This window comes from Variovorax beijingensis (genome assembly GCF_007828835.1).
GTDB classification, from domain to species: Bacteria; Pseudomonadota; Gammaproteobacteria; order Burkholderiales; family Burkholderiaceae_C; genus Variovorax; species Variovorax beijingensis_A.
The window spans coordinates 37,928-54,655 of record NZ_VIVL01000007.1; the positions used below are offsets into that span (position 1 = coordinate 37,928).

A 16,728-nucleotide genomic window follows, 5' to 3' on the forward strand; every position below is an offset into this window, starting at 1 on the left:
GATCAGTCGTTGAAGGCCCGCAGCATCGCCTTGCGCAGCCATGTCTCCGCCGCATCCTTGTCGGTCACGGCGCGCCAGGCCAGCTTGATCTGGTAGCTCGGACTCTCGAACGGCAGCGCCTCGCAGCGAAGCCCGCCCTGCGCCGACAGCGCCAGCGCCACGTGTTCCGGCACCGTGGCGAGCAGCTCGGTGCCCGCGAGCACGGCAGGCAGGCTGCCGAACTGCGGCACCGAGAAGGCCACCTCGCGCTGCCGGCCAAGGCTGTTCAATGTTTCATCGACGGTGCCGCACAGGTCGCCCGCGTAGGTCACGAGCACATGCCGCCGCCGGCAATAGTCGTCGAGCGTCAGTCTTGCGGCTGCGGTGTCGGCACGCAGCAGCGCAAAGCGCGCCGTGCGGACCTTGCGTATCTTGGCGCCCGCCGGCAGGTCCTTCAGGAAGCTCATGACCGCGCTGACCCTCCCCTCGTCGAGATGGCGCGCGGCGTTGCGGTAGCAGACCGTCAGGGTCACGAGCCTGGCCCGGGGTGCTTCCACGCTGAGCGCGCGAAGCAGCCGCGGCAGCATCGCGATCTGCAGGTCGTCGGTCAGCCCGATGCGAAACACCGGCGCGGCGCGCGCGGGCTCGAAGTCCGCCTGCGCGCGGAACGTGGCCTCGATCTGGTCGAGCGCCGGACCCAGTCCCTGCATCAGCGCCAGCGCCCGTTCGGTCGGCTCCATCACCCGCCCATGGCGCACCAGCAGCGGATCGCCCGTGAGCTCGCGCAGCCGCGCCAGCGCGTGGCTCACGGCCGGCTGTCCCAGGTGCAGCCGCTGCGCAGCCCGGCTGACGTGACGCTCGCGCATGAGGGCCGCCAGCACGGTGAGCAGGTTGAGGTCAATTCGGCTGAGTTCGATCGGTTTCATCCAGGCGCCTTGAAGTCATCGATTCCATGCATAGTGAATATCGTATGAATCGATTTCCTTGATGGCCCTGCGGCTTCTAGATTGATGCCTTCGGCCGCTTCATTCCGGGGCCGCCGGCTTTTCCAAGGAGATTTTCGTATGGGCAGGATGGTTCGCTTTCACCGGTTCGGCGGCGCCGATGTCCTGAAGGTCGAGCAGGTCGCGACGCCGGAGCCTGGCGCCGGCGAAGTGCGCATCGCGGTGCAGGCGATCGGCCTGAACCGGGCCGACGCACTGTGGCGCCAGAACCTGTACATCGAGGACCCGGTCCTGCCGGCCGGCCTGGGCAACGAGGCCGCCGGGCTCATCGAAGCGGTAGGCGCGGGCGTCGAGGGCCTGAACATCGGCGACCGCGTCGCGCTGTTGCCCGGAGCCAACCAGGGCCTGTATCCCACCTATGGCGAGCGCATTCTTTTTCCCGCCTCGCATGTGGTGCGCCACCCCGGCAAGCTCTCGGCCGAGCAGGCCGCCGGTGCCTACATGGCCTACCTCACGGGCTACTTCCCGATGTTCGAGATGGCCCGCCTGCAGCGCGGCCAGACGGTGCTGGTGACGGGTGCGTCATCCAGCACGGGCATGGCGGCGCTGCAGATGGCGCGCGCGGCAGGCCTCCCCGCCATCGCCACGACGCGCACGGCAGCCAAGCGCCAGGCATTGCTGGATGCGGGCGCAGCCCATGTGGTGGCGACGCAGGACGAAGACGTGGTGGAGCGCGTGCTGGCGCTGACCGGCGGCCGCGGCGCCGACCTGGTGTACGACGGCGTGGGTGGTCCGCAGCTCGAGCGGCTCGGCAATGCCGTCGCACAGCGCGGCTGGTACGTGCTGTACGGGCTCTCCGGCGGCGCGGAGTTCAGCTACCCCGTGCTCGCGCAGTTCCGCAAGAGCTGGCGCTTCCACGTCTACACGGTGCTGGAATTCGCCGGCTCGGCCACCATGGGCTTGCCGCGCGACGAAGCTGCGCTGGGCCGCGCGCTGGCCTTCGTCAATGAGGGCCTGGCCAGCGGCGCCCTGCAGATGCGCATCGACCGCCGCTTTGCGCTCGACGAGGTGGTGCAGGCCCACCACTACCTCGAGCGCGCCGGACACATCGGCAAGGTCGTGCTCACGGTCTGATCGACCGGGCCGCAGCGCAACGCATCACCAGGCCGCCTCGCTGCCCTCCAGCGCGCGCCGGGCCAGCAGGAAGGCCGCAGCATTCCAGCTCTGGCCCGCCATGCCCATCGGCGCCAGCGTGCGGCCATGGAACCACTCGGTGAAGCGCCAGTCGCCGAGCTGGTTCACATGCGCAAGGCGCGCGAGCTCGGGCCAGGCCATGTCGTGCAGTCCGAGGCGGGCCAGCGCCATCACCCAGAAGCCGCCCACGAAGGGCCAGATGCCGCCGTTGTGGTACTGGTGCACGACGTTCTGCTGATGGCGCGCCATGTACGGCCGCCAGAGCGCATGCTCGCGCGTCAGCGGATGCAGCACCACGCGCACCGGGTACGGCTCGCAGGCGCGCGCCGCGGCAATGGTGCGGACGATGCGGTTCGCCATCTCCGAATCGGCCAGCCCGCCCTGGATGGCCAGCACGTTGCCGAACACGTCGCCCTCGTCGCCGACGAAGGACAGGTTGACGAAGCTCAGGTACAGGCCCGGATCGGCTCGCCCGCGGCGCGCATAGTGCCGCAGCAGCCGGGCGCGGTGGTATTCGGGCAGGTCCTGCTGGAATGGATTGAACAGGTGGTTGAAATGGTGCTGCGTCGCCTCCGCATCGTCGAGCGCGAAGCGGCGCTTCACCTCGTACCAGAGCGCGTTGGTGTAGAGCACATAGCCCGAGCGCGGCATGATGTCGGCCCAGTCGCTGGCCTCGTTCTGCTGCAGCAGCCGGAAGTGCTGGTGCTCCTGCGCCAGCAGCCAGCCGATCGCGCGCGCCACTGCGCCGCTCCAGTGCGAGGCGCCGACCTGGCCATGGCGGCGCACGTGGTCCACCGCGATCAGCCACCACAGCGTGGCGTCGATGCAGCCCAGGTACCAGAAGTCGGCATCCTGGCCGTCGGGGTCGACGTACTTGGGAATCTGTCCGTTGGCCGCCTGCTGCACGGCCAGCGCGTCGAGGCTGGCGACGGCGCCCTGCTCCAGCGCGGGCACGCCGCTGCCGCACATGGCCATCACGCAGATGGCCGCGTCGCGCCCGAAGATGCGCGTGTAGCGCCGGGCCACGGCCGCCTCGGTGCGGGTGGCGGCCAGGATGCCGTGCGGCGTGAGGTTGCGTTCCAGGAGTTCGAGCGAAGCGCGGGAGCAGTCGTCGATCAGTGCGAGAGAAGAAGCGTCAGGTGTCGTCATGGGTTCGATAGGCTTGCGGCGTGAGGCCGTGCTGCCGCGCGAAGGCGCGCTGCAGCGCGTCCACCGAGCGGAAGCCGCTGCGGCTCGCGATGCGGTCCTGCGGCCACCGCGTCTGGCGCAGCAGCTGCGCGGCCGCGGCCACGCGGACCTGTTCGACAAAGCGCGCCGGTGTACAGCCGGTCTCGGCCGCGAAGGCGCGCGCGAAGTTCCGTGGGCTCATCTGCACGCGTTCGGCCAATGCCTCGACGGACAGGTCGTCCTGCGGATGCGTGCCGATCCACGCCACCAGTTCGCGCAGCCGGTGGCTGGCCGAGGCCTGCGCCTGGAGCGCCTGTGTCAGCTGCGGCTGCGCCCCGCCGCGCAGCATCGGCAGCGCCAGCGTGCGGGCAATCTCCATCGACACCGCATGGCCGAGGTCGTCCTCGACCAGCGCAAGCGCAAGCTCGATGCCGGTGGTGACGCCGGCCGAGGTCCACACCGGCCCGTCGTGCACGTAGATGCGCTCGCGCTGCACCCGCACCTGCGGCCGCAGCGCCTGCAGCTGGTCGCAGACGCGCCAGTGCGTGGTGGCCTCGCGGCCGTCCAGCAGGCCGGCCGCGGCCAGCGCGAAGGCGCCGCTGCACACGCTCGCCATGCGGCGCGTGCGCGGCGCCACCTGCCGGAGCCAGGCGCCGATGTGCTGCTCGAGGATGGCCGCGCGCACGGCCGGCTCGTCGCCGCCCGCCACGATCAGCGTGTCGATCGACGCCGGCAGCTGCTGCAGGCTGCAGGTGCCCGAAAAGCTCAGGCCGCCGTTCGTCGCCACGGTGCCGCCGGCCGGCGATGCGATGTGCAGGCGGTAGCGGCCGGGGTGCATCTGCTCGGCCTTGCTGAACACGCTGGCGGGACCGGCGACGTCGATCACCTCGACGCCGTCGAACACCACCAGCACCACGTCGCTGGCAGAAACCGCGGTTACTTCGTCCTTGCGGGTCAGGGTGGGCATTCGTAGTCTCTGGGCATCGTCATCAAGTCGACAGGGGAACGGCCATGTGGAGATCGGTAGCAGCGCTGATCGGCGCAAGTATTGCAGCCTTTGCGCTGGCAGCCTGTACGGGAGGGGCGCCGCCGCTGCCGCCCGCGCAGGCCGATGCGGCGCGCAGCGAGCGCGAGAAGCAGGCTTTTGTCGAGGCCCTGAAGCCGCATCGCGCCGGCCGGCCCGTGGTGGCCGTGCTTGCGCTGAACGAGGGCACCGAGATGACGGACCTGCTGCTGCCGCATGCGGTGCTCCAGCGTGCCGATGTGGCCGAGGTGCGGATCGTGGCGCCGCACGCGGGGCGCGTGAGCCTGTATCCCGCACTCGAGGTCGATGGCGCGCAGGACTTCGCCGCATTCGAGCGGCTTCATCCTTCGGGCGCCGACTACGTGATCGTGCCGGCGATGATCGCCGACGACAACCCCCAGGTGGCGGCATGGCTCAAGCAGCAGGCGGCACGCGGTGCGCGTGTGATCGGTGTCTGCTCGGGCGCACGCGTGGTCGGCCGCGCCGGCCTGCTCGACGGCCGCCGCTTCGCGGGCCACTGGTACGACCGCGGCACGCTGCTCGCGCGCCACGCCGGCGCCAGCTATGTGCCGCACCAGCGCTACGTGGTGGACCGCGGCGTCGCCACCACCACGGGCATCACCGCCTCGGTGCCGGCGATGCTGGCGCTGGTGGAGGCGGTCGGCGGGCAGGAGAAGGCCAGGTCCCTTGCAACGGAACTCGGCGTGGCCTCGTGGACGCCGGCGCACGACAGTTCGCCGTTCTACCTGGACACCGGGCGCAGGGTGGATTTCCTGCTCAACAAGGTCGCGTTCTGGCGCGCCGAGCGCTGGCGCGTGGACGTGCAGGACGGCGCCGACGACGTCGCCCTTGCGCTGGCGGTCGATGCGTGGACGCGCACCGGGCACATCGGCGTCGATGCGGCTTCGGCCTCGGGCCCGGTCCGGCTGCGCAGCGGGCTGGTGCTGTTGGCACAGCCGCCTCGCGAAGGGACGGGCCGCCTGCCCCTCGCCTCGTCGCTGAAGCCGTTGCCGCAGCTGGACCGCACGCTGTGCGAGATCGGCCAACGCTATGGCGCGGCACGGCGTGACTGGGTCATGCAGGAGATGGAGTACCCCGGGCCGATCGCTGCCTGCTCAGGCTGAGCGGCCGGCCGCATGAAGGGGTCGGACTCAATCGACCCGGATGTTGCGCGCCTTCGCCAGCGCACCCACGCGCCCCATCTCGTTCTGCACGAATTTCGCGAAGGCCTCCGGCGTGCTGCCGGCGGGCTCCAGGCCGAGCTGCAGCAGCTTCTGCTTGACCTGAGGTTCGTTGACCGCCGCCTGCACCGCCTTGCCGAGCCGCTGCACGATGTCGGGCGGCGTGCCCTTGGGAAGAAACACGCCGTTCCACTCGACCACGTTGTAGCCCGCCAGGCCCGACTCTGCGAGCGTCGGCGTATCGGGCAGGCCGGGCACGCGCCTGGCGGAACTCACGGCCAGCGCGCGCAGCTTGCCCGACTGCACGTAGCCGAGCGTCGACGCCACGTTGCCGAAGTAAGCCGAGACCTGCTCGCCCATCACGTCGGTCAGCGCCGGTGCACCGCCCTTGTAGGGCACGTGCATCAGGCTGACCTTGGCCTGCTCGTTCAGCGCCTCGCCGGCCAGGTGCGAGCCGGTGCCGCCGCCCGCCGAGGCAAAGCTCAGCTTGCCGGGGTTCTTGCGCGCGAAGTCCAGGAACTGCGCCACCGTGCTGTACGGCGCGGTGGCGGGCACGACCAGGATCTGCGGCGCGGTGGCCACCAGCGACACCGGAATGAAGTCTTTCGCCGCATCGAAAGGCAGCTTGCGCAGCGACGGGTTCACCGAGAACGCCGAGGCGTCGTAGAGCACGGTGTAGCCGTCGGCGGACGCCTTGGCCACGTTGTCCTCGCCGATCACGCCGCCCGCGCCCGGCCGGTTGTCGATGACGATCTGCTGGCCGAGCGCGATGCTCATCTGCTGCGCGACGACGCGCGCGGTGTTGTCGGCGCCGCCGCCCGCGGCATACGGCACCACCATGCGGATGGGCTTCTCGGGCCACGCGGCCCAGCCCAGCAGCGGCACGCAGGCGGCCAGCGCGGCGATCGATTTCAGGATGCGTTTCTTCGTCATTCGGTGGTCTCGGTCTTTGTCGTTTCAGGAAAAGTCATAAAGCAGCGCGGGGTTGTCGACGAGCACGCGGCGGCGCCGGGCCCCGTCGGGAACCCATTGGCCCAGCAGGTCGAACAGAAGCGCGTCGTCGGGCTCGGCGGCCGCGGGCTCGGTCGGGTGCGGCCAGTCGCTGCCCCACACCACGCGCTCCGGGGCCTGCCGGACCCAGGCCTGCGCGATGGCTGTCGTGTCGGCATAGCCGCCTGCGGCGCCCGCCTTCGAGTCGAGGTAGGCGCCCGAGAGCTTGATCCAGGTGCGGCCGCCGTCGCGCAGCCGGCTGACGATGCCGAAGGCGGGATGCGCCTTCGCATCGGGCAATGGCAGCCGTGCGAGGTGGTCGAACACAATCATGCAGGGCAGCCGTGCCAGCAGGGCTGCATGTTCGGCAATCTGGTCCGCATTCCAGTGCAGCTGCACATGCCAGCCCAGCGCATGCACGCGCTGCGCGAGCGGCTCGACCATTTCGAAGCCGGTCGCCGCGTTGGCGGCCGTATAGAGCGTGAAGCGGATGCCGCGAATGCCGCCCGCATGCAGGCGCTCGAGCTCGGCATCGCTCACGTCGGGCCGGACCACGGCCACGCCTCGGGTATGCGCCGCACCGAGCGTGCGAATGGCATCGAGCGTCACGCTGTTGTCGGTGCCGTGCACGCGCGGCTGCACGACGACCGTGCGCCGCGTGCCGATGCGTTGCTGCACCACGCGGTAGTCGGCGGCCGTGGCCTGGTCGACCATGGCATCGGGCGATCCGTGGAGCGCGAAGCGGCGGTCGTAGACATGCATGTGCGCATCGCACGCGCCCTCCGGTGCAGTGCTGGCGGGCTTGCGGCTGCCGCTGCTGTGGGGATATTCGGCCTGCATGCGCGGTGCTCAGCCGGCCGCGTCGGCAGCCTTCTGCGCCGCCAGCACCGCCCCCGTGTGCTGCCCCAGCGTGGGCGCCGCAAAGGGCTCGGGCCCGGGCGTGCGGCCGAACTGCACCGGCCGGGTGAAGCCGCGGTAGGTGCCGAGCGTGGGATGCGGGAAGGTCGCCACCATGTCTTCGGCCAGCACCTGCTCGTTGTCGAACATGTCCTCGACCGTGCGGGCTGCGGCGCAGGGCACTTCCTCGCCGAACAGTTCTTCCCATTCGAGCGCGCTGCGCGCGGCCAGCGCCTCGCGCAGCCGCGGCACGATCTCGGCGAAATGCTGCGCGCGCTTGCGCACCGAGTCGTAGCGCTCGTCGGCTGCGAGTTCGGGCAGGCCCACCTTGTCGCACAGCGCACGCCAGAAATGCGGCGTGTTGGCCGAGATGTAGAGGTGGCCCTCGCGCGTCGGATGGATGCCGGTGATGCCGCCCGAGCGCATGTCGCGCCCCACGTCCTTGGGTTCGCCCTCGGCCCACACCATGCGCGCCGACTGCATCGTGAGCGCGGAGCGCAGCAGCGACACGCCGACGAACTGGCCCTCGCCGCTCTTCTCGCGCTCGTACAGCGCCGAGGCCACGCCGGCGGCCACCAGCGCGGCCGCGTAGTAGTCGACCACCGAGCCATAGATGATCTCGGGCGGCTCGCCGCGCTTGCCCTGCAGCGCGCACATGCCGGTCATGGTCTGCAGCACCTGGTCGTAGCCCGCCTTCTCGCGCAGCGGCCCGGTTTCGCCATAGCCCGTGAGGCTGCAATAGATCAGGCGCCGATTGACGGCCTTCAGCTGCTCGTAGGCAATGCCCAGCCGCGGCGGCACGCTGGGCCGGAAGTTGTGCACCAGCACGTCGGCCGTGCGCACCAGCGCCATCAGCGCGGCAAGGCCGTCGGCCGTCTTCAGGTCGAGCACCACGCCGAGCTTGCTGCGGTTCACGCCGATGAAGGCGCGGCTCTCGGCTTCGAGCGTCGACGGGTACTTGCGCAGGTTGTCGCCCGTGGGTGGCTCGATCTTGATGACTTCGGCGCCCTGGTCCGCCAGCAGCGAGCAGCCGTACGGACCCGCGATGTAGGCACTGAGGTCGAGCACGCGCAGGCCGCTGAGCGGGCCGGCGGGGCCGCTGCGTGCCGGCAGGCGTGCGTCGTCTTGGGGGGCGTCGAAGCTCATGGATCGGTTCTTTCTTCCTCAGTCGGCGGTGATGTTCTGCTGCTTGGCCAATTTCTTCCAGCGCTCGACGTCCTCGGCGATGACGGCGCCGAACTGCTTGGGCGTGAGCGGCGTGGCGATGGCGCCTTCGCGCAGGAAGTTGGCCGCGATCTCCGGCTTGGCCAGGATCTTGTTGACGGCGGTGTTGAGCCTGGCGACCACGTCGGGTGGCGTGCCGGCCGGTGCCAGCAGGCCCCACCACAGTTCGAACTCGTAGCCCGGCACGGCGGTGGACATCGGGATGAGCTCGGGTGCGATCGGGCTCGGCTTCAGGCTCGTGATGCCCACGGCGCGCAGCTTGCCCGCGCGCACCATCGGCAGCAGCGAGGGGCCGCTGGAGATCAAGAGCTGCGTCTGGTTGCCGACCAGGTCGGTCACGGCCGGGCCCATGCCCTTGTACGGGATGTGCGTGATCTGCATGTCGCCGACCTTGGCCTTGAGCAGCTCGGTGCCGAACTGGTTGACGCTGCCCGAGCCCGACGACGCATAGTTGTACTGCCCCGGCCTGGCCTTGATGGCGGCGATCAGCTCGGTGGGCGTCTTCGCGGGAAACTCGTTGTTCACCGCGACGATGAAGGGCCCCTTGGCGAACATGGCCACCGGTGCCAGCCCGTTGATCGGATCGAACGGCAGCTTCGACTGCACGGCCGCATTGGTCGTCATGCTGGAGGACACGGCCACCAGCGTGTAGCCGTCGGGCGCGGCCTTGGCGACCTGGCCGGTGCCGGTGTTGCCGCTCGCGCCGGGCCGGTTGTCGATGATCACCGGCTGCTTGAGCTCGTCGCCCAGTTCCTTGGCCACCTGGCGCGCGAAGGTGTCGTTCGAGCCGCCCGCCGGATAGGGCACCACGATGGTGACGGGCTTGCTCGGGTAGGCCGCGGTCTGCGCGAACGCGCCGCCGCTCAACAGCAAGCCGCCGGCGAAGGCGGCCATGGCGAGCGCGCGCAGGCGAAGGGGCGAGTGGATGTGCATCTGTCTTGTCTCCTGGTTTTATTGAAAGCGAAAGGCTCAGCCCGGCAGCAGGCCGAGGCTGCGCGCGCTCGCGACGATGGCGCGCGCGCGGATCACGAAGGGAATGTCGATCATCTTTCCGTCCACCACATAGGCGCCCGTGCCGCTGTCGTCGGCCGCGCGGGCGGCCTCGACCACCTTGCATGCGTGCGCGATTTCCTCGTCGGTGGGACGGAACACCTCGTTGGCGATGGCGATCTGGCTCGGGTGGATGCAGGTCTTTCCGAGGAAGCCGAGGTTGCGCGCCAGCATCGCCTCGGTACGGAATCCGTCGGCGTCCCGGATGTCCGCGAACGCGCCGTCGTAGGCATAAACGCCCGCCTCGCCCGCGGCGATCCGCACCGCGAACATCGCCTGCTGGATCGCGGCCGGCTCGCGCCGTGCAATGCCCAGCGGCTCGAACAGGTCGCCCAGGCCCAGCTGCAGGCCCGCCACGCGCGGATGCGCGAGCGCAAGCTGCGCCGCGGTGCGCAAGGCCGCGGGCGCCTCGATGTTCAGCAGCAGGCCGATGGGCGCGGCCACGCCGTTGGCGCGCTCGGCGCGTTCGATCGCCTCGACCGCGCTGCGCACATGCGCCGGGCTTTCGGGCTTCGGGATGTTGATCAGGTGCACGCCGGGCCGTGCCACGGCCGCAACGTCCTCCGCGAAATGCGGCGTGTCCATCGCGTTGACGCGAACGATCACGGTCTTGCCCGATGCGGCCGTGCCGCCGTCCTGCAGCAGCTGCCGCACGGCGTCGCGCGCCTCGCCCTTGCGCGGCTCGGCGACCGCGTCTTCCAGGTCGAAACAGACGCTGTCGGCCGCGCTGCCCAGCGCCTTGGCGAACAGCTCGGGGCGCGTGCCGGGAACGAAGAGTTTGCTTCTCATGCGCCGCAGTGTGTGCGGTTCACGAGATCGGAAAAACACAGGCTCCCTATGATCAGATGATAGAAAATCTATCTTTCATGGAAACAGCCTATCTGCAAAGCTTTCTTCTGGTGGTGGAATCGGGCTCCATGTCGGAGGCCGCGCGCCGCCTCGACCTGACGCCCGCGGCCGTGGCGCAGCAGATCCGCACGCTGGAGCGCGAACTGGGCGCCCCGCTGCTGGCGCGCGCCGGCCGCACGGTGCAGCCCACCGAGGCCGGGCACCAGCTGGTGCAGCGGGCCCGCAACCTGCTGCGCGAGGTGAACGACATCAAGGCGCTGCTCGGCAGCGACGCGGCTGGCGGCGAGCTGCTGGTCGGCACCATCAACACGGCCATCCACAGCCTGCTGCCGGACATCCTCGCGCGCTTCGTGAAGACGCATCCCGGCGTCAAGGTGTTCCTGCAGTCGGGCACCACGGCCACGCTCTACAAGGCGGTGCAGCAGGGCGAGCTCGACGCAGCCGTGTGCCTCTACCCGCCCTATGTGCTTGCCAAGACCTTCGACTGGTCGCTGCTGCGCGAGGAGCCGCTGGTGCTGCTGGCGCCGAGCCGCCTCGCGCGGCGCGATCCGCACGAGCTGCTGCGGACCTCGCCGCTCATCCGCTACGACCGCAACCTGGGCGGCGGCAAGCAGGCCGACCGCTACCTGCGCGTCGCGGGCATCGTGCCGCAGGAGCGCTTCGAACTCAGCTCGCTGCTGGCCATTGCCATGATGGTCGACCGCGGCCTGGGCGTCTCGCTGGTGCCCGACATCGCCTCGCCGCTGCTCGACGGCCAGCGCGTGGCGAAGATCGCGCTGCCGCTGCCTTCGCAGCCGCGGCGCTTCGGCGTCCTGTGGCAGCGCGCATCGCCGCGCCTGCGGTTGATCCAGGGCTTTGTCGACAGCGCGCGGATGGTGACCGAAGGGAAGCCGCGCGGCACGGCCCACAAATGAAAAGGGCCGCCCGCAGGCGACCCTTTCATGCAAAGCGCTGCGCGCTTTACTTCTTGTCCCCGCCCGGCACCTTGCCTTCCACGCCCTTGACGTAGAAGTTCACGCCCGAGAGGAACTTGTCGTCGGCCACGGCATCCTTGGCAACCACTTCCTTGCCGTCCTGGCCCAGGATCGGGCCCTTCCAGATCACGAAGCTGCCGTCCTTCAGGCCCTTCTTCACTTCCTCGACCTTGGCCTTGGTTTCGGCCGGCACGTCCTCGGCGATCGAGACGATGTCGATGGCGCCTTCCTTCACGCCCCACCAGCTCTGGCCCGTGGCCCACTTGCCGTCGAGCGCGTCCTGCGTGGCCTTGATGTAGTACGGCGCCCAGTTGATGGTGGCCGAGGCCAGGTGCGCCTTGGGGCCGTAGGCGGTCATGTCCGAATCCCAGCCGAAGGCGCGCTTGCCCTTTTCCTGCGCGGTCTTGAGCACGGCCGGCGAGTCGGTGTTCTGGAACAGCACGTCGGCGCCGCCGTTGATGAGGGCGGTGGCGGCTTCGGTTTCCTTGGGCGGGCTGAACCATTCGTTCACCCACACCACCTTGGTGGTGATCTTCGGGTTGACCGACTGTGCGCCCAGCGTGAAGCTGTTGATGTTGCGCAGCACCTCGGGAATCGGCACCGAGCCGACCACGCCGAGCGTGTTGCTCTTGGTCATGGCACCGGCAATGACGCCGGCCATGTAGGCGCCTTCGTAGGTGCGGCTGTCGTAGGTGCGCATGTTCTCGGCGGTCTTGTAGCCGGTGGCATGCTCGAACTTCACGTCCTTGCTGTCGGTGGCCACCTTGAGCATCGGCTCCATGTAGCCGAAGGTGGTGCCGAAGATCAGCTTGTTGCCTTGCCCGACCATGTCGCGGAACACGCGCTCGGCGTCGGCGCCCTCGGGCACGCTCTCGACGAAGGTGGTCTTGATCTTGTCGCCGAATTCCTTCTCGAGCGCCTTGCGGCCGTTGTCATGCGCGAAGGTCCAGCCGCCGTCGCCCACCGGCCCGATGTATGCGAATGCGATGTTGAGCGGCGCCGCCGGTGCCGGCGCGGCGGCAGCGGGCGCCGGCGCCGGTGCGGGGGTTGCAGCCGGTGCAGCCGCTTCCTCTTTCTTGCCGCAGCCGATCAGGGCCGCCGAAGCGACCGCCGTGAGGGCGGCCAGCTTGAGCAGGGAGCGCTTGTTCAGATCATTCATTGTCGGAAATCCTCAAAAAGGACAGGTTGGCGGAAATCGGGAAGCGAGATTATGAGCCGGGGTAGAACGGTTTTCCGATGGAAGCCGGCATGTTGATGCGGATGAAGGCCGGGTTGCGCGAGATCAGCGCCAGCACCACGATGGGTGCGATGTACTGCAGCATGCTGAGGAACTGCGGCGGCACGTCGACGCCGCTGCTCTGCAGGTGGAAGCCCAGCATCGAGACGCCGCCGAACAGGTAGGCACCCAGCAGCACGCGCATCGGCCGCCAGGTGGCGAAGGTGGTGAGCGCCAGGGCGATCCAGCCGCGGCCCGCGACCATGCCTTCGACCCACAGCGGCGTATAGACGGTCGACAGGTACGCTCCCGCCAGCCCGCACAGCGCGCCGCCCGCGATCACCGCCATGAAGCGGATGCGCCGCACCGGATAGCCGAGTGCATGCGCCGACTCGGGCGATTCACCCACCGAACGCAGCACGAGCCCGGCGCGGGTGCGGTAGAGAAACCAGATGAGGCCGAAGGTCAGCACCACGGCGAAGTACACCATGGGGTGGTGGCGGAACAGCGCGGGTCCGACGAGCGGAATGTCGCCAAGCACCGGCACCGCGTACGACACGCTCTCGGGCAGCTTGGCCTGCACGAAGTTGATGCCCACGAACGCGGAGAAGCCGACGCCGAACAGGCTGAGCGCGAGCCCCGTGGCGTACTGGTTGGTGTTGAGCCAGATCACCAGCACGCCGAAGAAGGCCGCAAGCAGTGCGCCGGCCGCCATGCCGGCCAGGAAGCCGAGCCAGGGGTTGTGCGTGATGACGACCGTCGCAAAGCCGGCGATGGCGGCGCAGAGCATCATGCCCTCGGCACCCAGGTTGACGATGCCGGCCTTCTCGTTGATGAGGAAGCCCAATGCCGCAATCGCGAGCACGGTGCCGGCGCTCAGGGTGGAGCCCAGCAGGAGTGCGTAGCTGTCCATTTTTCAGTTGCTCCGGCGCGGGTTGCTGTTGTTCGAGCGGATGCGTTCTTGGCGCTCTTGTCCAGGGCGCGTGCACAGGCCACCGGGTACTCCCCTCCGCGAATGTCCCCCGCCTTCGGCTCCTCCTTGATTTCGCTGCGGGGAGCACCCGATGTCCTGTGCACGATGGGCGCAGCGCTTGTGCTGGCCGATCAACGACCGCTCCGACCAACGATCACGTCGATGGGGTGCCTTGCGCAGCGAAATCAAGGAGGAGGCCGAAGGCCGGGGGACATTCGCGGAGCAAGGCACCCCGTCGGCGGGATCGCGCCCCGAACAAGCACGCACAACGCGTTGAAGCAAGAAGCAGGCGTTCATCCTAGAGCGCTCCTTCGGTCGAATGGGCAGCCGGCGCCGTCAACGGCGTGCTGGCTTGCAGCGAACTCGTCGTCATGCTGGAGGCCACCGCCTTCGCAGCCGCCTTGCGGCGGATGCGGTAGGCAATGAGCGTGTCGCAGGCCAGCAGCGTGAAGAGCAGCAAACCCTGGAACACGCCCGTCAGCGACTTGGGCAGGCCCAGGCGCGACTGCGCCAGCTCGCCGCCGATGTAGAACATGCTCATGAGGATGGCCGAGAACACCATGCCCAACGGATGCAGACGGCCGACGAAGGCCACGATGATGGCCGCGAAGCCATAGCCCGCCGGCACGTAGGGCGTGAGCTGGCCGAGCGGGCCCGCCACCTCGAGCGCGCCCGCCAGGCCCGCCGCGCCGCCCGAGGTCAGCAGCGCGATCCAGATTGCGCGCCGTGCCGAGAAGCCTGCATAGCGCGCGGCCGCCGGCGCGAGCCCGCCGACCTGCTGAGCGAAACCGGCCCGCGTGCGGAACAGGAACACCCAGAGCGCGCCCACGCCCAGCAGCGCGATGATCAGTCCGATGCTCACGCGCGAACCCTTGAAGAGCCGCGGGATCTGCGTCACGGCCTCGAAGGTCTTCGATTGCGGAAAGTTGTAGCCCTGCGGATCCTTCCAGGGGCCGAACACCATGTAGCCGAGCAGCAGCGTCGCCACGTACACCAGCATCAGGCTCACGAGGATTTCGTTGGCATTGAACCGGTCGCGCAGGAAGGCCACGATGCCGGCCCACAGCATGCCGCCGACCGTGCCCGCAACGAGGATGGCCACCACGATCCACGAACCCGTGGTCTTGTCGGCCATCAGCGCGACGCCGCCCGCGGCAATGGCGCCGAACACGAACTGGCCCTCGGCGCCGATGTTCCAGACGTTGGAGCGGAAGCACACCGCCAAGCCGAGCGCGATGATGAGCAGCGGCGTGGCCTTGATGGTGAGCTCGCCGATCGCGTAGCCGCTCTTGATCGGTTCGTAGAAGAACACCAGCAGGCCCTTGACCGGGTCCTTGCCGAGCGCCGCGAACAGCGCCACGCCGATCAGCACGGTGATCAGCAGCGCCAGGATCGGCGAGGCAAAGGTCCAGAAGCGCGACAGCTCCGGGCGGGGTTCGAGCTTAAGCATGGGTCGCCTCCTTGTTGTTGTTCTTCTTCTCCCAAAGGCCGCTCATCCATTCGCCGATCTGCGGCAGCGTGGCGGCCGCGCGGTCGATCGAGGGCGAGAGCCGGCCCTTGGCAATCACGTGCAGGCGGTCACTGATGTCGAACAGTTCGTCGAGCTCCTCGCTGACCACCAGCACCGCGCAGCCGGCATCGCGCAGCGCGAGGATCTCGCCACGGATGAGCGCGGCCGCGCCCACGTCCACGCCCCAGGTCGGCTGCGACACGATGAAGAGCTTGGGGTTGGCGTCGATCTCGCGGCCGACGATGTACTTCTGCAGGTTGCCGCCCGAGAGCGAGCGCGCCGCAGCATTCGGGCCGCCGGCCTTGACGTTGAAGCGCTCGATGATGGCCCGGGCATGCCTTTCGAGCGCCCCGGTGCGGATCCAGCCGCCCCGGCCCACCGCATTGCCGCGCGTGAGCAGCAGGTTGTGCGCAAGTCCGAGCGTGGGCACCGCACCGCGGCCCAGCCGCTCCTCGGGCACGAAGTGCAGGCCCATGGCGCGCCGCGCGCGCGGCCGCAGCCGGCCGGCCGGCTTGCCGAACACCTGAACCATGGCGGGCTCGGCGCGCACGTCTTCGCCCGAGAGCGTGTAGAGCAGTTCCTTCTGCCCGTTGCCGGACACGCCCGCAATGCCGACCACCTCGCCGGCGCGCACCTCGAACGAGATGCCGTCGAGATCGACGCCGAACTGGTCCTCGCGCGCCAGCGCGAGCCCGTTCACGCGCAGCGCCACCGCGCCCGCATGCACCGGCCGGTGCTGCAGGGGCGGCGGCTCGCTGCCGATCATCAGCCGCGAAAGCGATTCGTTGCTTTCGTCCTGCGGATTGCACACGCCCGTGACCTTGCCGCCGCGCAGCACCGTGCAGGCCGTACACAGCTCGCGGATCTCGTGCAGCTTGTGGCTGATGTAGAGGATGCTGCAACCTTCCGACGCCAGCTTGTTGAGCACACCGAAGAGCTTGATGACCGCCTGCGGCGTGAGCACCGAGGTCGGCTCGTCGAGGATCAGCAGCTTGGGGTTGGTGAGCAGCGCGCGGATGATTTCCACACGCTGCATCTCGCCCACCGACAGCGTGTGCACCGGCCGCGAGGGATCGATGTCCAGGCCGTATTCGCTGGCCTTGGCCGTGATGCTGCGCGCCACCTCCGCCAGCTGCAGCGACTTGTCCAGGCCCAGCCACACGTTCTCGGCCACGGTGAGCGTGTCGAACAGGCTGAAGTGCTGGAACACCATGCTGATGCCCAGCGCCCTCGCCTGCTGCGGGTTGCGCAGGGTGACGGGCTGGCCGTCGAAGGTGACCGTGCCTTCGTCGGGCTTGACCGAGCCGTAGATGATCTTCATCAGCGTCGATTTGCCGGCACCGTTCTCGCCAAGCACGGCATGGATCTCGCCGGGTGCCACGGCCAGCGAGATGTCGCTGTTCGCCACCACCGCGGGGTAGCGCTTGGTGATGTTCGCGAGCTGGAGTCTGGGGGTTGTCATGCCGGGTTTCGTGGGTTTGTCTCGTTCAACAGCAACAAGCGGGGGCAGCTATGAGTTTAATAGCGTCCCCCGTCCATCGGCGCCCGACGGCGCT

General features: G+C 69.1%; 15 protein-coding genes. 3 read left to right on the forward strand and 12 right to left on the reverse strand.

Translation table 11 applies throughout. The features are described 5' to 3' along the window. Window positions 1-2: 2 nt before the first annotated feature. The gene (locus FB547_RS20135) at window positions 3-905 is read right to left on the reverse strand and encodes a LysR family transcriptional regulator (RefSeq protein ID WP_145745300.1); all 903 of its coding nucleotides are present in this window, start codon (window positions 903-905) and stop codon (window positions 3-5) included. 138 nt (window positions 906-1,043) lie between these two features. On the opposite strand from FB547_RS20135, the gene FB547_RS20140 reads away from it, so the two are divergent. Beyond that, the gene (locus FB547_RS20140) at window positions 1,044-2,057 is read left to right on the forward strand and encodes a zinc-dependent alcohol dehydrogenase family protein (protein ID WP_145745302.1); all 1,014 of its coding nucleotides are present in this window, start codon (window positions 1,044-1,046) and stop codon (window positions 2,055-2,057) included. Window positions 2,058-2,081: 24 nt separating this feature from the next. Here the strand turns inward: FB547_RS20140 and FB547_RS20145 are convergent, their stop codons facing one another. Together FB547_RS20145 and FB547_RS20150 are read right to left on the reverse strand one after the other, a co-directional pair. After that, complete coding sequence (locus tag FB547_RS20145; protein ID WP_145745303.1) at window positions 2,082-3,266, reverse strand: amylo-alpha-1,6-glucosidase; 1,185 nt, start codon at window positions 3,264-3,266, stop codon at window positions 2,082-2,084. Then, entirely contained in the window at window positions 3,253-4,251 is a 999-nt protein-coding gene (locus FB547_RS20150; protein ID WP_145745305.1) for a GlxA family transcriptional regulator, read from the reverse strand. The genes FB547_RS20145 and FB547_RS20150 overlap by 14 nt, the downstream gene beginning before the upstream one ends. A 44-nt stretch (window positions 4,252-4,295) precedes the next feature. Between FB547_RS20150 and FB547_RS20155 the strand changes: the two genes are divergently transcribed. Next, a complete protein-coding gene (locus FB547_RS20155; protein WP_145745306.1) occupies window positions 4,296-5,432 on the forward strand; it encodes a DJ-1/PfpI family protein in 1,137 nt (378 codons plus the stop codon). A 27-nt stretch (window positions 5,433-5,459) separates the two neighbouring features. Here the strand turns inward: FB547_RS20155 and FB547_RS20160 are convergent, their stop codons facing one another. From FB547_RS20160 to FB547_RS20180, 5 genes are read right to left on the reverse strand one after another with little or no spacing between them, the layout of a single operon-like run. Next, window positions 5,460-6,422, reverse strand: coding sequence for a Bug family tripartite tricarboxylate transporter substrate binding protein (locus FB547_RS20160; protein ID WP_145745308.1), 963 nt, complete (start codon window positions 6,420-6,422; stop codon window positions 5,460-5,462). Between the two features lie 24 nt (window positions 6,423-6,446). Further along, window positions 6,447-7,319: an amidohydrolase family protein gene (locus FB547_RS20165; protein ID WP_145745310.1), complete on the reverse strand. Its 873-nt coding sequence runs from the start codon at window positions 7,317-7,319 to the stop codon at window positions 6,447-6,449. A 9-nt stretch (window positions 7,320-7,328) separates the two neighbouring features. Further along, a complete protein-coding gene (locus FB547_RS20170; RefSeq protein WP_145745312.1) occupies window positions 7,329-8,522 on the reverse strand; it encodes a CaiB/BaiF CoA transferase family protein in 1,194 nt (397 codons plus the stop codon). Window positions 8,523-8,540: 18 nt separating this feature from the next. Next, on the reverse strand, window positions 8,541-9,533 hold the full coding sequence (locus FB547_RS20175; RefSeq protein WP_145745313.1) for a tripartite tricarboxylate transporter substrate binding protein: 993 nt from the start codon (window positions 9,531-9,533) through the stop codon (window positions 8,541-8,543). A 36-nt stretch (window positions 9,534-9,569) separates the two neighbouring features. Beyond that, complete coding sequence (locus tag FB547_RS20180; protein ID WP_145745315.1) at window positions 9,570-10,439, reverse strand: HpcH/HpaI aldolase/citrate lyase family protein; 870 nt, start codon at window positions 10,437-10,439, stop codon at window positions 9,570-9,572. A 77-nt stretch (window positions 10,440-10,516) separates the two neighbouring features. On the opposite strand from FB547_RS20180, the gene FB547_RS20185 reads away from it, so the two are divergent. Next, window positions 10,517-11,413, forward strand: coding sequence for a LysR substrate-binding domain-containing protein (locus FB547_RS20185; RefSeq protein WP_186454211.1), 897 nt, complete (start codon window positions 10,517-10,519; stop codon window positions 11,411-11,413). Window positions 11,414-11,459: 46 nt separating this feature from the next. Here the strand turns inward: FB547_RS20185 and FB547_RS20190 are convergent, their stop codons facing one another. The 4 genes from FB547_RS20190 to FB547_RS20205 form a co-directional block, all read right to left on the reverse strand. Beyond that, a complete protein-coding gene (locus FB547_RS20190) occupies window positions 11,460-12,632 on the reverse strand; it encodes a BMP family ABC transporter substrate-binding protein (RefSeq protein ID WP_145745318.1) in 1,173 nt (390 codons plus the stop codon). Window positions 12,633-12,681: 49 nt separating this feature from the next. Beyond that, entirely contained in the window at window positions 12,682-13,602 is a 921-nt protein-coding gene (locus FB547_RS20195; RefSeq protein WP_145745320.1) for an ABC transporter permease, read from the reverse strand. A 358-nt stretch (window positions 13,603-13,960) separates the two neighbouring features. Next, window positions 13,961-15,112 (reverse strand): ABC transporter permease, encoded by a 1,152-nt coding sequence (locus FB547_RS20200; protein ID WP_145745322.1) that lies wholly within the window; start codon window positions 15,110-15,112, stop codon window positions 13,961-13,963. After that, window positions 15,105-16,634: an ABC transporter ATP-binding protein gene (locus tag FB547_RS20205; RefSeq protein WP_145745324.1), complete on the reverse strand. Its 1,530-nt coding sequence runs from the start codon at window positions 16,632-16,634 to the stop codon at window positions 15,105-15,107. The genes FB547_RS20200 and FB547_RS20205 overlap by 8 nt, the downstream gene beginning before the upstream one ends. Between the last annotated feature and the right edge of the window lie 94 nt (window positions 16,635-16,728).

Coding starts and splice junctions, on each gene's coding strand:
- FB547_RS20185 (WP_186454211.1), top strand. CDS start 10,517: ATGGAAACAGCCTATCTGCAAAGCTTTCTTCTGGTGGTGGAATCGGGC.
- FB547_RS20190 (WP_145745318.1), bottom strand. CDS start 12,632: ATGAATGATCTGAACAAGCGCTCCCTGCTCAAGCTGGCCGCCCTCACG.
- FB547_RS20175 (WP_145745313.1), bottom strand. CDS start 9,533: ATGCACATCCACTCGCCCCTTCGCCTGCGCGCGCTCGCCATGGCCGCC.
- FB547_RS20170 (WP_145745312.1), bottom strand. CDS start 8,522: ATGAGCTTCGACGCCCCCCAAGACGACGCACGCCTGCCGGCACGCAGC.
- FB547_RS20205 (WP_145745324.1), bottom strand. CDS start 16,634: ATGACAACCCCCAGACTCCAGCTCGCGAACATCACCAAGCGCTACCCC.
- FB547_RS20180 (WP_145745315.1), bottom strand. CDS start 10,439: ATGAGAAGCAAACTCTTCGTTCCCGGCACGCGCCCCGAGCTGTTCGCC.
- FB547_RS20155 (WP_145745306.1), top strand. CDS start 4,296: ATGTGGAGATCGGTAGCAGCGCTGATCGGCGCAAGTATTGCAGCCTTT.
- FB547_RS20145 (WP_145745303.1), bottom strand. CDS start 3,266: ATGACGACACCTGACGCTTCTTCTCTCGCACTGATCGACGACTGCTCC.
- FB547_RS20135 (WP_145745300.1), bottom strand. CDS start 905: ATGAAACCGATCGAACTCAGCCGAATTGACCTCAACCTGCTCACCGTG.
- FB547_RS20195 (WP_145745320.1), bottom strand. CDS start 13,602: ATGGACAGCTACGCACTCCTGCTGGGCTCCACCCTGAGCGCCGGCACC.
- FB547_RS20165 (WP_145745310.1), bottom strand. CDS start 7,319: ATGCAGGCCGAATATCCCCACAGCAGCGGCAGCCGCAAGCCCGCCAGC.
- FB547_RS20160 (WP_145745308.1), bottom strand. CDS start 6,422: ATGACGAAGAAACGCATCCTGAAATCGATCGCCGCGCTGGCCGCCTGC.
- FB547_RS20140 (WP_145745302.1), top strand. CDS start 1,044: ATGGGCAGGATGGTTCGCTTTCACCGGTTCGGCGGCGCCGATGTCCTG.
- FB547_RS20150 (WP_145745305.1), bottom strand. CDS start 4,251: ATGCCCACCCTGACCCGCAAGGACGAAGTAACCGCGGTTTCTGCCAGC.
- FB547_RS20200 (WP_145745322.1), bottom strand. CDS start 15,112: ATGCTTAAGCTCGAACCCCGCCCGGAGCTGTCGCGCTTCTGGACCTTT.